At 50.5% G+C, this 15200-nt stretch carries 9 protein-coding genes and 1 pseudogene; 3 read left to right on the top strand and 7 right to left on the bottom strand.

What is annotated here, in order from left to right:
- Positions 1-124 precede the first annotated feature (124 nt).
- The 4 genes and pseudogenes from KSS96_RS28290 to KSS96_RS11240 form a co-directional block, all read right to left on the bottom strand.
- Positions 125-880: a methyl-accepting chemotaxis protein gene (locus KSS96_RS28290; protein ID WP_436263393.1), complete on the bottom strand. Its 756-nt coding sequence runs from the start codon at positions 878-880 to the stop codon at positions 125-127.
- A 102-nt stretch (positions 881-982) separates the two neighbouring features.
- A pseudogene (locus tag KSS96_RS28285) lies at positions 983-1990 on the bottom strand (cache domain-containing protein); the annotation flags it as partial.
- A gap of 523 nt (positions 1991-2513) precedes the next feature.
- On the bottom strand, positions 2514-3698 hold the full coding sequence (gene pobA, locus KSS96_RS11245) for a 4-hydroxybenzoate 3-monooxygenase (RefSeq protein ID WP_217856259.1): 1185 nt from the start codon (positions 3696-3698) through the stop codon (positions 2514-2516).
- A gap of 131 nt (positions 3699-3829) precedes the next feature.
- Positions 3830-5170, bottom strand: a complete 1341-nt coding sequence (locus KSS96_RS11240; RefSeq protein ID WP_225913327.1) for an alginate export family protein — start codon at positions 5168-5170, stop codon at positions 3830-3832.
- Positions 5171-5584: 414 nt separating this feature from the next.
- Between KSS96_RS11240 and KSS96_RS11235 the strand changes: the two genes are divergently transcribed.
- Together KSS96_RS11235 and KSS96_RS11230 are read left to right on the top strand one after the other, a co-directional pair.
- Entirely contained in the window at positions 5585-6994 is a 1410-nt protein-coding gene (locus KSS96_RS11235; RefSeq protein ID WP_032833226.1) for an APC family permease, read from the top strand.
- 124 nt (positions 6995-7118) lie between these two features.
- Positions 7119-8591 carry an aldehyde dehydrogenase family protein gene (locus tag KSS96_RS11230; RefSeq protein ID WP_217856257.1) on the top strand — a complete coding sequence of 491 codons (1473 nt, stop codon included), beginning with the start codon at positions 7119-7121 and terminating at the stop codon, positions 8589-8591.
- A 62-nt stretch (positions 8592-8653) separates the two neighbouring features.
- Here KSS96_RS11230 and KSS96_RS11225 read toward each other — a convergent pair whose 3' ends face one another.
- Positions 8654-9577, bottom strand: coding sequence for a LysR family transcriptional regulator (locus KSS96_RS11225; RefSeq protein WP_025214394.1), 924 nt, complete (start codon positions 9575-9577; stop codon positions 8654-8656).
- A 743-nt stretch (positions 9578-10320) separates the two neighbouring features.
- Between KSS96_RS11225 and KSS96_RS11220 the strand changes: the two genes are divergently transcribed.
- The gene (locus tag KSS96_RS11220) at positions 10321-11661 is read left to right on the top strand and encodes an aspartate aminotransferase family protein (RefSeq protein ID WP_025214395.1); all 1341 of its coding nucleotides are present in this window, start codon (positions 10321-10323) and stop codon (positions 11659-11661) included.
- 589 nt (positions 11662-12250) lie between these two features.
- Here KSS96_RS11220 and KSS96_RS11215 read toward each other — a convergent pair.
- Together KSS96_RS11215 and iaaH are read right to left on the bottom strand one after the other, a co-directional pair.
- A complete protein-coding gene (locus KSS96_RS11215; RefSeq protein ID WP_027912484.1) occupies positions 12251-13552 on the bottom strand; it encodes a carbohydrate porin in 1302 nt (433 codons plus the stop codon).
- 68 nt (positions 13553-13620) lie between these two features.
- The gene (iaaH, locus tag KSS96_RS11210; protein ID WP_225913326.1) at positions 13621-15183 is read right to left on the bottom strand and encodes an indoleacetamide hydrolase; all 1563 of its coding nucleotides are present in this window, start codon (positions 15181-15183) and stop codon (positions 13621-13623) included.
- Positions 15184-15200 lie beyond the last annotated feature (17 nt).

Below are 15200 nucleotides of genomic sequence, written 5' to 3'. Positions count from 1 at the left end.
CAACGCAAGCAAGACGAATAGGGTATCAGGTACGCCAAGGGAGCCCGGCTTTACTAAGCCAGGCTCTCATGGACGGGAAGAATCAATGCGTCCTTCCATCACAAACCAGGGAAAACAGCTACCCCTAGGTCACAAACTGGTTGGCGAGCGCCTGCTGCTTGATGGCCAACGAATTAATAGATCTGCTGATTTCCTGAGACTCTTGCGCCTGCGCTGAAAGCGATTCGGTGACATCCCGAATTGTGACCACGTTTTGGCTAACCTCCTCCGCGACCCTGCTCTGCTCCTCGACCGCAGCGGCGATTTGGAAATTCATTTCGCTAATGATTCCCACAGACTCTTTGATTCGGTCAAATGCCCCTGAAGCTTGGCAGACGTGCCTAACAGCGACACTGGCCTGAGTTGAACCTTTTTTCATTGCGCTAACAGTCTCAAGGGTATTTCTCTGCAGTTGCTGGATAACGTCACGAATTTCCTCGATGGAATCACTGGTGTTGCTGGCAAGATTGCGAACTTCGTCAGCCACTACTGCAAAACCCCGCCCCGCCTCTCCCGCCCTTGCAGCCTCGATTGCAGCATTGAGCGCGAGAAGATTGGTTTGCTCAGCAACCGCCTGAATCACCTCAAGGACATTGCCGATGCGCTCGCTACTGCCGGCTAGCCCTTCGATCTTGGACATTGCCAAAGAAAGATCCTTAGCCAAACTTTCGATCGTCTCGGAAGTAGACCTAATAACTCGCAAGCCATCCTGAGTGGCAATACTAGCTACTCCCGTAGCGTCAGCCGCCCTAGTTGCGCTACATGACACTTCCTGAGCTGAGGAGCTCATCTCATTTGAGGCTGTCGCCGCTTGGTCGATTTCTCGGTACTGTTGCTGCATTTCCATGTTGATCTTACTAGAGATGATTGCAGATCGATCAGCATTACTGTGCGCTTCTAAGACTAACCGCTTAAGCTCAGACATCATAGGTTGTAACTTATCGAGAAAAGCGTTAAACCACATCACCAACACTCCCAACTCATCATTGCGAGGATACTGCAATCGCTTCGTAAGATCACCGCCAACACCCGCGACCTCCCTAAGCATTTCAGAAATGTGGTGAATCGGAACTGTTATCCTGCGAGCGATTAAACTAACCATAATCAGCCCAAATACCAAAGCCGCTAATCCAGATACTGACGACCATGCAGCATCAACAAAATTGCGCCCATCCAATTTTACTTTAAGAGCATTGGCTGGCTGCATCACAACATCGCTAGGAATATCTAGAACGATGCCCCAATAAGAGGAGCCTGGAATTGGTTGTACGGCAACAGTGACCCTTTGACTGTTGTTTATGACCCCGAGAGACGTCAGACCACTTTTAATTGAACTCTCTAGCTTAAGTGCGTCACCAACACCTGCTCTAACTAATTGCAAACCTAGTTTTTTTGCATCTCCGCTATGACCCGCTAAGAGACCGGTAGGGCTGAAAATGCTGACCTGTCCTTCACCATCAAACAGTTTTTTGCTACTTTCCTCTACTAATTGTTGCACAGACTCCAAACTAACATCCATGCCGACCACTCCCAGTACCCTTCCATCCTCTATGAGAGGAAAGGATAAGGTCGTGATTAGTGTCTTCCTGCCAGATGACTCATCAAAATAAGGAGAAAGCAAACAAGGTTTACCAGTGGACTTCGGACAGGTGTACCATTTATTAAAATGGGTACCATCAAGCATAATCGTTGTATCAGCTATCAGAGCCTCAGGCGTTGGTTGCAATACAAGACGCCCATCCTGCTGTGCAGCGTAAATAGAAAAGCGACCAGCCTCATTACTACCTAGCTCTTTAAGACCGATAAAATCATTATCGCGCCCATCAAGAGAATTAGGCTCAAACACGATATAGAGGCTCAGCAACTCAGAATGTAGAGCGAGACTATCTGCCACCAACTTTGTAAGCTCTCGCCTAGCTGTTACAGCCTCTAAATCGCCGCCAAGTACCATTCTTCGAAATTGAACTGCACTTCCTGCTAGATCAACCCCACTCTGGTAGCCTGCTTGAAAGTATTTTTGCACTAAGCTACTTTGCAGCACGCCTTCGGCCAGGAGCAATTTGTTAGCAGAACCTTTGAGAAGTTCCTGAGCCTCAGCACTGGCCAAATCTGTATTTTTATTGGTTCTGTATATAGATATAGAGACTAATAAAAGCACTATCAAGCCGAGACACGCACCCACCATTACAAGCATGCGAAACTTAATTGAATCCCTGAGCAAGATCATCGCACATCCTCGAAATTAGTACGGAGACCACATCAAGAGATGCAAAGTCGATCCGTGCTGATCGCTTCCATTATTTTTCAGTGAGCAATACGAAAAGACCTCATAGCCAAGAGAGCAAGAGTTTGCTCCCAACGAATCATGAAGTCCTCAACGCTCTAAATCTTCCTAAACTTTATTCAGTCAAGCACATTAGAAAGCTACATGGATAGGCCCTGAGTGGCTTGAAAACCCTCAAGGCCTGCGTTACCTACTCAATAGGTTCGTAAGGAAGCCCCACGTAATTTTCTGCAATCGTCCGCCGTCCAGCCTCAGAACGGACAAAGTAGTCGAGCTCGGCCTGCTTTATTCGCTGCCCAAAATCATCATTACCAGGGAAACGATGCAATATTGAAGTCATCCACCACGAGAAGCGCACGGCCTTCCAGATTCGGCGCAGACAAACTTCAGAATAGCGTTCGAGAAGATCCGTACGCCCCTCTTGGTAAACCTTAACAAGAATTCGGCTGAGTGTGCTTACATCGCTGGCCGCAAGGTTAAGGCCTTTTGCACCGGTTGGAGGCACAATATGCGCCGCATCACCCAGTAGAAAAAGGCTTCCGTACTGCATAGGCTCGACAACGAAACTCCGAAGTGGAGCAATACTCTTTTCAATGGACGGGCCAGTTATGAGCCGGTCAGCTGTTTCTGTAGGGAGCCGTTTTTTCAGTTCCTGCCAGAAACGATCGTCAGACCAAGCTTCGACTTTTTCATCGGTAGATACCTGAATGTAATAGCGGGTCCGCGTAGGTGACCGCATGCTGCATAAAGCGAAACCGCGCTCATGGCTGGCATAGATGAGTTCCTCACTCACAGGAGGTGTATCCGCTAACACCCCCAACCAACCGAATGGGTAGACACGCTCAAACTCCTTGAGAACCCCTTCCGGGATTGTCTTGCGCGAAACCCCATGAAACCCATCACAGCCTGCGATGTAGTCACAGTCCAAGCGAACAGTCGATCCATCATGATCAAAGGTAATGTAGGGCGCCGGTGATTTTATATCTTGCGGTTGCACGTTCGTGGCGCTGTAGTAGGTAATACCTCCGCTGGAGCTTCTAGCCTCCATTAGATCGCGAGTAACCTCAGTCTGACCGTAAACCATTACCGTTTTACCGTTGGTCAAACCTTTCAAGTCTATATGCTCACAACGCCCATCGAACGCCAAGTCAAATCCGTCATGAACAAGCCCTTCGCGATCCATTCGCTCAGCAACACCCGCCTGTCGCAGCAAATCTACAGTCCCTTGCTCAAGCACGCCGGCACGGATGCGCCCCAGTACATAATCAGGGCTCTGCCGTTCGATGATGACATTATCAATACCAGCCTTTTGGAGCAGTTGACCAAGCAATAGACCAGAAGGGCCAGCGCCGATAATTGCAACTTTTGTTCTCATCGTTTTCGTCCTAAACGGGTGAATGCCACCATGGCGATTCTTTGTAATTTTCAGCCAAATCGAATGCTTTATGCCGCAACTGACATAAAGCAAAACTACTACCCCACACATGCGATTGTGGGCGAAGGGATTTAGAACGAAGTTCCTACAATAAGCTGTACGTAAGTGTTGATGTCATCACCACCTAACTGCGAACCTCCTTGGCTGGCAGCTTTCTCCGGCTTATACAAGCCCAACACCGGACTGACAAAAATATGATCAGTTACCGCTACCTCGGCATATATGTCGAACTCCCTTCCGCCGAGGTTCGCTAGGCTACGATCAACCGGATCAAAGTCGAAGTAAAGCGCTCCTAACGTAAGGTTTTCACGTGGTGTGACCTTCAAACCGAAGTGATGGACGCGCGTATTACTGTTGAAAGGGCCTGCATAATTAGAGGCCACTTCGCCCTGAAACCATGTGCCATACCCACGGCTATTGCCATAGAACAATGGATCGAATGATTCAGAGAAGCGACTATAACGATAGGTGACTATGGGCGACCATGGGATGGCCGCAAAAGTCCAGCTGCCCTCAAGATACCAAGCGTTCTCTCTACCACTGTCTCGAGATTGAGTGGCATATTCGACCGCAAGATTTAAATTTTGGACTCCTAAAGAGCCTGCTCCCCGTAGACTGACGGTTTGCATACCGTCACGTTCTGATTGGAACGGGGTCGCAAAACGCTCATTGACATCGAGACCTTTGATGTACGTGAGGCCCAAAGCTCCCTCATCGGCCACATGCTCTAAAGTAGCCACAGCTAACTTGGTTTCTGCTTGGGCTCGATTATTTGAGCCCAGCCACATGAGGTCTCCCCTCCACCCCTTTTCCCCACCCACACGAAGCACAGCTGTCTTATCAAACGCCTTACGAGCAGCTAAATAATAAGCGCCGCCCCGATCATAGTTATCACCGAGATCGACATCGCCCAGGCTAAGTGCATCACCTTTAATTAAGAATCCGTCCCCAACAATCACTTCCTGGCGACCGGTGGAAATCTCAATACCATTTTCGCCAAGGCTAGGAAAAAGGCTCCCTGAACGCCAACCAAGATAGGCATCTTCAACCGCGGTCCGCCGCTCAGTGCCTTCCGTGAAGCCTGCTGCATCGCCGTCACCCCACGTCCCTGAACTCAGAAGGCTAAAAGCGCCATACACACTTGCTTTGCCCTCAAGTTCGCTGCTTCCATTCAGCCCATATTTGACAAAGCCTTCTTGCCAGTTCGAAGAGTCAGAATCCCGCGTCCCAGTCGTGGCGTAATTTTCGTCACTGTGCATCGCGGCAAATACGGCCTCGACCTTAGCATTAAGTACCTGGCCGCCCTGATTGTAGAGTTCGTAAGCCCGGGACTCTAGCGGAAGAGCCAATGCACCTACAGCTAAAGCGACCGAAGTATATCCACATTTCTTAGCTTCATATTTAAACGACATAACGAACCCCTTATCTTATATTTATTATTGGATTTTACGCTAGAGAATTACTGCAACATTCACAAACAAATATTCCCACAGTACGCCTCGATACTTTTTTCGACACAGTCAGCCATAAATTCACCTTCAGGCAGACTGATTTTTTGGGCGTAGCGGTCTTCTTGGCAATGGCGTTTTGCTGATCGAATGATCGCCAATTAAGATTAAGTCGCGCGCACGCGCAGATGCAGATCAAGCATACGTATCTCATGAGCTGTGCCTATTCGCGCGTGACTACGTGCCATCGAGCAAACGTCGGTTCAATCACCGGCTATGATCGAACGATCAGCGTTTGAGGATTGCCAGCCTGAACCGCTGGGAGAAAAATCGGGGTTACCAATAACAATTCAAATCCCGTCTTCAGGGGAGGCCTGTATGCAAAGTGAGCCAACACAGCCTGGGCTCAAGCCCAAGTCTTTAGGTGTCTCCGACATCGTCTTTTTTGTAATTGCAGCTGCGGCGCCGCTCGGCGCTACGCTTGGTGCTGGCCCTGTGGTTTTCGCCATGGGAGGTACAGGCGCTCCCGGTATCTATCTGATCGCCTCGCTCGTATTGCTGCTGTTTGCAATTGGATTTGCAGCGATGAGTCGCCATGTGATCAGTGCAGGTGGCTTCGCCGAGCTAGTGACTCACGGATTAGGGCGAGCAGCTGGCAACGCAGCTGGTGGAATTGCGCTGCTTGCGTATATCGCCATGTTGACTGGCATTTACGGACAATTCGCTGCCTTTGGGGCAGACCTTGCTATGTCGATTGCGGGATTGCAGGTGGACTGGCGCGTCGTAGCTCTCCTTATCATCGGACTGGTAGGAATCTTCGGCTACATGGACGTTAAGGTGTCAGCCAAGGTGTTAGGCGTGCTGATGATCTTCGAGATCCTGATCTTGCTTGTCTTTGACGTCGCGGTCATAGCCCAAACGAATGCAGAGAGCTTCACTTGGAATGGCTTCATGCCCTCTCAGATATTCACTCCTGGTCTCGGGGTGGCATTGATGTTCGCGTTTTGTTGCTTTGTTGGGTTCGAGTCCACAACCATTTACGGAGAAGAAGCTAAGAACCCAAGTCGCACCGTTCCCCTTGCTACGTATGTAGCCATTGCCATTATCGGTATCTTTTACACGCTTACAACTTGGTGCCTCGGCCTGGCTTATGCAAATAGTGACGTCCAAAGTGTTGCCGGCGCAGACATGATCAATTTTGTGTTTAATGCCAACACACAGTACGTAGGCCCCCTTTCCACAGAAATCATGAAAATTCTGGTAGTCACGAGCGTGTTTGCGGTCTTGCTCTCCTTCCACAACGCTCTCAGTCGCTACCTTTTCGCACTGGCTCGCAACCATTTCGTACCTCGACAGCTCAGCCGAGTACATCCCAAACACGCAAGTCCGCACGTCGCTAGCGTTGTGCTTTCAATCACAACCCTTGTTGCAGTGGGATTATTCATGGTCACCAATGCAGACCCAATCCAGCATCTCTATCTGTGGATGGTTGGGCTTGGCACCCTCGCCGTTCTCGCCCTACAAACCCTAGGTGCTGCCGCAGTCGTCGGATTCACTCTCAAGACTCAAAAGTGCAGCAGGTGGCAAGGGATAATCGCCCCAACGCTAGGTGGATGCGGATTGGCAACTGCTGTTTTTCTCGCCGTGGCGAATTTTGACGAGCTGACTGGCGCGAAGGAAGGTATCGCAACTCTGCTGCCTTGGCTCGTTGTGATAGCGGCATTGGCAGGAGTTATTAACGGACTTAGGGCCAAAGAGAAATTTCCTGTCACACCAGTAGTTTCGTAGAACGGCAACCTTCCAACTATTTAAATTGAACAACAGTTACAGATGACTCCTTACTCGCGGAGTCATCTCGTGAAGGCTGCGACGCAAAATTAATTCCACGTCGCCAATAAATTCGGAGAATAACGTGAACAATCATCAACCTTATAGCGACCTCAATCTGCAGCTGATAGGAGGAGTTTGGCGGGAAGGTCGGACAGGACGATCTATGACTGTTAGCGATCCTTTCACCCAGCAGACTCTGCTCGAAATCCCTTTGGCCAATAAGGAAGACTTGAACGAAGCTTATGCAAGAGCTAAAACAGCCCAGCCTGCTTGGGCGGCCATGGGGCCGTCCGCGCGAGCCGGAGTGCTGCTAAGAGCAGCTCAGATTTTTGATAAGCGCCACGACGAATTGGTCGATTGGATCATTTCGGAATCAGGAAGTACGCGCATAAAAGCCGAGATTGAATGGGCGTCAGCGAAAGCTATCACTTTGGAAGCTGCTTCCTTTCCAAGCCGGATTCATGGTCGCATCGTGGAGTCCGATGTGCCGAACAAGGAAAGCCGAGTATATCGACGCCCGCTCGGCGTAGTTGGCGTGATTAGCCCATGGAACTTTCCATTCCATCTCACCCAGCGATCGCTCGCCCCGGCATTGGCACTCGGTAACGCCGTAGTTGTGAAACCTGCCAGCGATACTCCAGTAACCGGAGGCTTGCTGCTTGCACGCATCTTTGAAGAGGCCGGGTTGCCAGAGGGTGTGCTCAGTGTAGTGGTAGGGGCAGGCTCGGAGATTGGAGACGACTTCGTGCTACATCCAATACCGAGCTTTATATCCTTCACCGGGTCCACGCCGATTGGCCAGAATATAGCCCGCCAGGCAGGCAGCGGCGACTACTTGAAACATGTCGCGCTGGAACTAGGCGGTAACAACCCCTTTGTGGTGCTCGCTGATGCGGATCTCCAGCAAGCAGTTCATGCGGCTGTTGTTGGCAAATTTCTGCACCAGGGTCAAATCTGCATGGCCATCAATAGGATTATCGTGGAGGAGCCGATTTACGACTCATTCGTTTCCCTGTTTATCCAGCGCGTGAGCCATTTGATAATCGGTGATCCTAAAAATTCGGCAACCTCGGTTGGGCCCGTCATCAACCGGAAACAGTTTGACGGATTGGTACGCAAGATCGAACAAGCGAAGTCAGAAGGCGCAACGTTGGCTTACGCTGGCGAATCTGCAGGACTGGTATTTGCGCCGCACGTTTTCACTGAGGTGACATCCGATATGGAGCTGGCCTACGAAGAAATTTTCGGGCCTATTGCAGGAATAATGCGCGCGAGGGATGCCGATCACGCATTAGAACTGGCTAACGCTACTCGTTTTGGACTTTCCGCTGCGGTCTTCTCAGGTGACATTGACCGCGGCGTCCATTTCGCGAGGCAAATCCATTCTGGCATGGCCCATGTGAACGACATGCCTGTGGCAGATGCCCCTAACGTCCCATTTGGTGGGGAAAAGAACTCAGGCCTCGGAAGATTCAATGGCGACTGGGCAATCGATGAGTTCACCACCACTCAATGGGTGTCTGTCCAGCGGAAACCACGCCATTACCCCTTCTGAGAATCCCCTCCAGTTGATTGACTGGAGGGCCAGAACAACACACTCCTGGGGGGCGCGAGCGGCTAAGCAACTTCGAAGCGACGAGCCTCAGGAATACATGAAAGAGAGTTTTCAAGGGTTTCTGTCACACAGCGTCGCAGCGATCTAACAGCTGGAGACCTGTTGCCAGCAAGTGTGGCCAAAGCCAACGAGCTCCTTGGCGCGTCAGCCAATGGCACATACCGCACGCCCGGGTGACTGAACAAGCGTGTGGCGGTAAGTGGGAAGGTATCAAACGCGCCACCATAGGCGACCGCAGCCAAACTCTCTGGAATCGATTGGACATACGCGCCAATCCGGCTAGCCTCCTGCCGCTCTGAGCCCAAACTCCAGTAAGCGGCCCATTCAGTCGGGGCTCCCTCTCCCGCTACTGCAAACGGTTGCTCGATCAGATCTGAGATTGTAAGGATCGAGGCCTGCGCCATTTCGTGGCTGGCCGGTACGGCAGCCACTCGCGGCTCGTCAAACATCACATCGAGTTCAAGACGCGGGTCGCTGATCGGTAGCCTAACGAGGGCGGCATCCACTTTGCCCGAGATCAGCGCCTGCACTTGGTTTGTCATGGACAGCTCAGTAAACACTAGCCGAATGTCAGGATTACTCTGCTGGAATAACGTAAAAATAAGGTGAGTAAGTTCGCCCGCTGCATCGCCAAAGAAGCCTAACTTCAATACACCCCGGCTGTTTTCAGCAAGGGCACGGCATTCCAGGATCGTATTGTTCATGTTTCCCAAAAGCGTTCGAGCTTGCTCTACGAATCGCTGGCCTGCCTCCGTCAAAGAAACACGATGACTGGTGCGTTCAAACAATTTGAAGCCTAGCTCGCTTTCAAGTTTGGCAATTTGAGCGCTCAGGCCAGATTGAGCAATGTTCTCGATTTCGGCTGCCTTGCCGAAATGAAGGGTCTCAGCAAGCCTGGTTGCCAAAAGAAGCTGTCTAGTGTCCATTGAGGGGTACCCTCTACTCACGGAGCGTGTATGAACCTAACATCTAGCAAGATTCATGCTAATTTTTGACTTCACTGGTGAATAGCGATGGCTATCGATCTGTGGGTTAGCCGGGGGCCTTTACCTAGGCTGACACCGCTCCCCAATCGAGCAAATCGCAAAAAAAAAGCACTCGCGTAGCATATCTATGACGTTTGACACTCTTGCGCAATGAGCACTAGGTTCAAAATGCCGATCAAGAACCCGTGGTACCTTCGCGCCCCCTCAGAAACGTTACTAGCCAGTACGCATCATGGGCAGGTAGGAAGCAGTCGGTAACAAAGCCTTTTCCCACGGTAACACACCGGCGCCCCAGCCTCGGCTGCGCCGAAGCAGCATTACTTCCCAATTCAAGCCCTTCAGTTTGAGTCCTTTCGATTCAGGAAATTGAAGAGGCTACGCATTATTTTCAGCGATATAGCTTTCAGTCTATGGAGGCTTCTTGAAAATACCAGCGATCACGAAACCTGATCAAACGATCTACAAATGACCATTGCTCTGATACTAACAGGAAAAATACTATGGCCTAAGCTTTAGTCAAGTGCACAGGAACAGAAGCTGTACTAGTGATTATAATCCGGAACAGTCCGGCACCTCATGAATTTTAATTTCGGTGTCGAATCCCAAGATAGAAATATGCATAAACCATTGGCAAGTCTGAGACTTTCAAAACAACCATAATTTAAGTAACTTTGGAAATAGCCATGAAGCTTAATTACCAGCAGTCGCTAAATAATTTCTCTGAAGCCTTTCACCTTTCAAAGAAAGAAACCTCGAAAGGAAAGGAATACATTCCAGGAGGTTTTAGCAGACGAACATTTGGCTATGGCCCACATGCGATTTTCATCGATAAGGGCGAGGCTCAATATCTTCATACTATCGAAGGAAAAAAGCTACTCGACCTCAATAATAATTTCGCCACTAATGTATTGGGCCACAATCATCCAGCGATCATAACGGCAATTCACGAAACGCTGCCAAATGGATTCTCATTTGGGAACCCTACGAATCACGAGCTCGATCTTGCCAAACTGATTTGCGAGCGCATTGACTCCGTTGAGCAGGTTAAATTCTTTTGCTCTGCCAGTGAGGCATGCTTGAGTGCCGTGCGGATCGCACGAGGCTATACTGCACGTAAAAAAATTGCGAAATTTGAAGGTGGTTACCACGGTTTTTCCGACGACCTAGCGATCTCGGCTCACCCTAACCCGAACAATTTCCCCGGCCCGGATACTAATCCTAAGGCACTTCCAGATTCCGATGGGATCCCTGCGTATAAAAGCGACAACGTCATCGTTTTAACTCAAAACGACTTCGAGTCTTGCGAAAAAATTCTCCGGGGCAATGCGGAAGAAATCGCGTGTCTGATCATGGAGTTACAGACCTGCGCGGGAGGTATCGTAGAGCTCGATAAAGATTTCGTGCAAAAGCTTCGAACTCTTACAAAGGAACTGGGAATCCTCTTAATCGCTGATGAGACCATCACACTTCGAGCGAATATAAAGGGTCTGCAAAGCGAGTATCAAATCAAGCCAGATTTGACAGTCCTCGGCAAAATGATCGGTGGGGGCCTACCTATCGGGGCGGTGGGCGGTAGCAAAGAGGTTTTTCGAGTCATCGAGGAAAACCAGGTCATGATCTCGGGCACCCACCATGGCCACCCATTGGCATGCGCAGCGGGCATTGCCTGCCTTAAGGCCATGGATGAGAAGGCTTATGCACGACTCAACGAAATGGCGGCTAAGATCAAATTCGAGCTGAATACTTGGGCGAAAGAATCCAAATATCCGTTTACCGTTTTCGGCTCCTTTTCGGTATTCGCCTATGCATTCACTAGAGAGCTAGGTCAGACCATCAACACGCATCGTGACTACTGGCATAAAATCGACGAAAACAGCATGGGCATCTACGCATTGGAAATGGCGACTCGCGGCTACTATCCTGTCCACCGTGGCCAGGTAGGACTCACACTTCCGATGACTGACGAGGACGTCGACGGCTACATCGAGACCACAAAGGACATTATCCGTCTAATTTACTCCTAGCCATCAAAGGCTTGCGTATCCGTATCGGATACGCAAGCCTTTGTTATCAGCATTCAAAAAGCAAATTTCTGACTATCACTCTACAAATGTCCTTAATAGCATTTGCTCGCTGATGAACTGTAAGCCCGCTCCGGATGGTCAATATCTGCTCGCTGACCAGAAGACTAACACCGTTATTGCCAAACTCTCCTCTCTCAATTATTCCGTTAGCCTGCTGGGCGTGGACAAGGTGCGACTACTGCGATTTATTTCTCGAAGCCTGGAAATAAGAAAATTTTATTTTGAGACAAAGAGTTACGGAAAAACCAGCAGCACGAAAACTTGGAATTGAAGATACCTGCGTTATTGATGAAAGCATCCACACCACCAAATTAGTTGTCCGCCATGTCAACCTACGCTATACCCGTAACTGTTCTGGCGATGTCACCATCATGTACACGAACTTTACTGCCTGGGGCATAATTTTCTTGCGGCCCCGGTAATCTTTTCGGCATCCCTGCCACCTAACACAAACCAGGAGAAAGATTATGTTGATATTCTACGCAGAGCGGCTGAGGCCTGATCAGTGATCAGTGATCAGAACTGGGATTTAAAGGCCAATTTGAGATCCCAAATTATAAACTATCTGCAATCCGACGACGGCTCCATTGCTGCTAACCTCGGCCTGTGGATTGTAGAAGTTGCTGGGGTTGAACACGTACTGCACGCTTGGCTGGAGTGCTAGATAAGGTGTCGCCTGCCACACCATGTTGAGCTCTACTCGCGACTCTCCTTTCGACACTCCTTGGTCAACACCGGTGGCCAGAAGTCGCTGGTCATGCTGATATTGAACTTGCTTGTCTCCCAAACGTAGATAGCTCGCTTTCAAGCTGACTGAATCTTGAGGGCGCCCGAATGGGCCAACACGGGTTATACCTGCCTCCACGAAGTGTTCGAAAGGCTGCAGATCGTCAGCACTCCAAGTCCATGCGCCGAATACTTGCCACGCTTTGTCTGGGTTTCCGGCAGAAGAACCGCCTTCGCGAGATAGCGTTTGCATAAAGCGGTAAATTAAGCCGCTGCTTCCACGACGGGTCGAGCCATCCAATATGTCGGTCTGTTCGGAGGTATTGTAAAAACTATTAAGCTCGTAGTGATAGGCCAAGGGAGTCTGCGCGAAGTTTTTTTGAGCACCGATGCCTGCCAACCAAGTGATACCACTCGCGTCGCCCGGGTCCCAGTTCCACCCCTTGGTGCGTTTGATGTAATGAGTAGGGTTGGACTCGAAAGCGCCAGCATGTATGTACTGACCATTGTCGAATGAGTAACGCGAGTAACCGCCCCAGCTACCGTATGGGTAAGGTAATATTCCGGTGGTGTTTTCAATGATTGGGTCATTACAAGTAACCCAGTTTTCGCAATTTATGATGTAAAAATGCCGCTTAGGATTGCTACGACCAACGTCGATCTCAAGATGGTTATCCAACAGCATTTGTTGGTATTCAAACTTCGACAGATATCCCTTGTCGATGTCGTTACGCATAGCTGCGCCACCTAGTGCACTACCTGTGGCTCCTTGCCAAGCGTTAGCAGTCGGCTGACCTTCATTGCGCATCCACGGAAAGAATGTGTATTCAAACTGGAACGTGCCGCCTGTTAACCCCATGATTTTTGACATGTCAAAATCGGCGCCAGCGAAAACTGCACCAGCGTTGGCGAATGTATGGGGGCGAGGTCCAGTGTTAAGGTTCTCCAGCATCAGATCGATAACGATCAGGTGTGCCTTGACTGGACTACTGTCTGTGGTCGACGAATCGGCCCATGCCGAGTTCGCCATACTACCCAAAGCCAAACCAGCGGTTACACAAAATCGGCGCGCAGAAGTACCTGCGACGAGTGAGATCGCGTTCATTCATTTAATCCGAGAAAGGTTTTTGGTCGCGCAGCCAGTGCAGTTGCGCTTAAGGTAAGACCAGTCGATCAGTGTGCGATGGGCGAAAGTGGACCAGGCCCCCAGATCGACTCAAGCGTGCGACCGATTGCCAGAAGTTGGGCATCCGTTCCAGGCAATCCGTCAATCTCCATTCCTACAGGAAGTCCGGACTCTTTCCCAACACCTACCGGAATACTAAGACCAGGCATCTTCACGTTGCTGCTCGGGTCGGTATTTCGAATAATCCGACCAAATTTTTGAGGCGTTCCGGCGGCAGGGCCGGCCTTGATTGCCACCTCTGGAACCGTGGGGAACAGAAGAGCATCGAGCTTGTTCTCCTCGAATGTCTTTTTATAGAGAGCTAGCAAGGCTGGGATACCCGTCTTGATCGCTTGCGCATAAGCCGGGCCGCCAGGAATCATCTTTCCATCAGACCCAACGACATTACCAGGCACCACCATAGCCGAGAAAATACCTTGGACGTCGGGACTCGAAATTTTGGTGGCCAGGGTTTCGAATGACACTCCGGTGGATTGTGATTTCAGGTAGTCAGTCAGGGCCTTACGCGCTTCCATTATCGCAACTGGCGTTGCCACAGCTGATGCCAATTGCCCCATACCCGGCATGCTGACTGAGACGATCTCAACTCCCGAACTGCGGAGCTTCTCTACAGCGGCGTTAGCTTGTGCCGAGACTTCCGGTTCTAGATCAGCCCAGAAGAAATCTGGAATGCCCAGTCGAATATGATGGGCAGGTATTGGCTTCAGAAGAGAGGCACCGCTGAGAATCGAATCCAGCAGTATGATATCTCCGACGCTGTTGGCCATTGGGCCTGCCGTATCGCGACTGGTCGAAATAGGTGTGATGCCTACACTGCTGTATCGCCCAACCGTTGGGCGAAATCCAACACAACCATTCAACGCGCAGGGCGCACGGCTTGAGCCACCTGTGTCCGTTCCCATTGCGATCGGAATCAACCGAGCCCCCAGGGCGGCGGCACTCCCCGATGACGAACCACCGGCAATGCGAGAGTTATCAAACGCATTGCGTACACCGATCAGCCGTGGAAGATGAAAGGCAGTGTTGTAACCGGTAGCGCCAAACGAGAGCTCATGCATATTGGTCTTGCCGATCACAATGGCGCCTGCGGCCTGAAGCTTATCGATAATCGGCGCATTTACCTTCGGAAAGAAATTAACGAGAGCTGGAGTACCGGCTGTGTTCGCAAAACCAATGACCTGAATGTTGTCCTTTATCGCTATAGGGACGCCACCCAAGGGAAGGCACTGCTCACCCTTAGCGAGTCGCGCATCAGCAGCACGGGCCTCGCTCAAGGCTCTCTTTGGGTTTAAAGAAATGAAAGCGTTGAGCTCGGGATGCGCGTCAATGCGGCCCAGCCAGTAGCTGACAACCGATTGACTGGAAACCTTCTTCGCGCAGATGGCTTGTGCCGTCTGCTCAGCGCTCATCAAGTAGAAGTCTTTCGGTATGTCCGACGCCGATACGCCAGCGCTTGCTGCCATAAGGCCGATCGCTAAGCAAGAGAGTCTGGTCTTCACGGATATTCCTTGCGAATCATTCGATCCCCACTGCAGGTCTCGATTATTCATTTACGCACATGGAAATA

The sequence above is a fragment of the Pseudomonas asgharzadehiana genome (genome assembly GCF_019139815.1).
Taxonomy (GTDB): domain Bacteria; phylum Pseudomonadota; class Gammaproteobacteria; order Pseudomonadales; family Pseudomonadaceae; genus Aquipseudomonas; species Aquipseudomonas asgharzadehiana.
The sequence above is the reverse complement of the archived record's forward strand: the minus strand, read 5'-3'. Positions and strand labels throughout refer to the sequence as shown.

What these genes read in the sequence shown, in the direction of transcription:
- iaaH (WP_225913326.1), bottom strand. Translation starts at nt 15,183, where the DNA reads ATGAATAATCGAGACCTGCAGTGGGGATCGAATGATTCGCAAGGAATA.
- pobA (WP_217856259.1), bottom strand. Translation starts at nt 3,698, where the DNA reads ATGAGAACAAAAGTTGCAATTATCGGCGCTGGCCCTTCTGGTCTATTG.
- KSS96_RS11225 (WP_025214394.1), bottom strand. Translation starts at nt 9,577, where the DNA reads ATGGACACTAGACAGCTTCTTTTGGCAACCAGGCTTGCTGAGACCCTT.
- KSS96_RS11240 (WP_225913327.1), bottom strand. Translation starts at nt 5,170, where the DNA reads ATGTCGTTTAAATATGAAGCTAAGAAATGTGGATATACTTCGGTCGCT.
- KSS96_RS11235 (WP_032833226.1), top strand. Translation starts at nt 5,585, where the DNA reads ATGCAAAGTGAGCCAACACAGCCTGGGCTCAAGCCCAAGTCTTTAGGT.
- KSS96_RS11215 (WP_027912484.1), bottom strand. Translation starts at nt 13,552, where the DNA reads ATGAACGCGATCTCACTCGTCGCAGGTACTTCTGCGCGCCGATTTTGT.
- KSS96_RS11220 (WP_025214395.1), top strand. Translation starts at nt 10,321, where the DNA reads ATGAAGCTTAATTACCAGCAGTCGCTAAATAATTTCTCTGAAGCCTTT.
- KSS96_RS28290 (WP_436263393.1), bottom strand. Translation starts at nt 880, where the DNA reads ATGCAGCAACAGTACCGAGAAATCGACCAAGCGGCGACAGCCTCAAAT.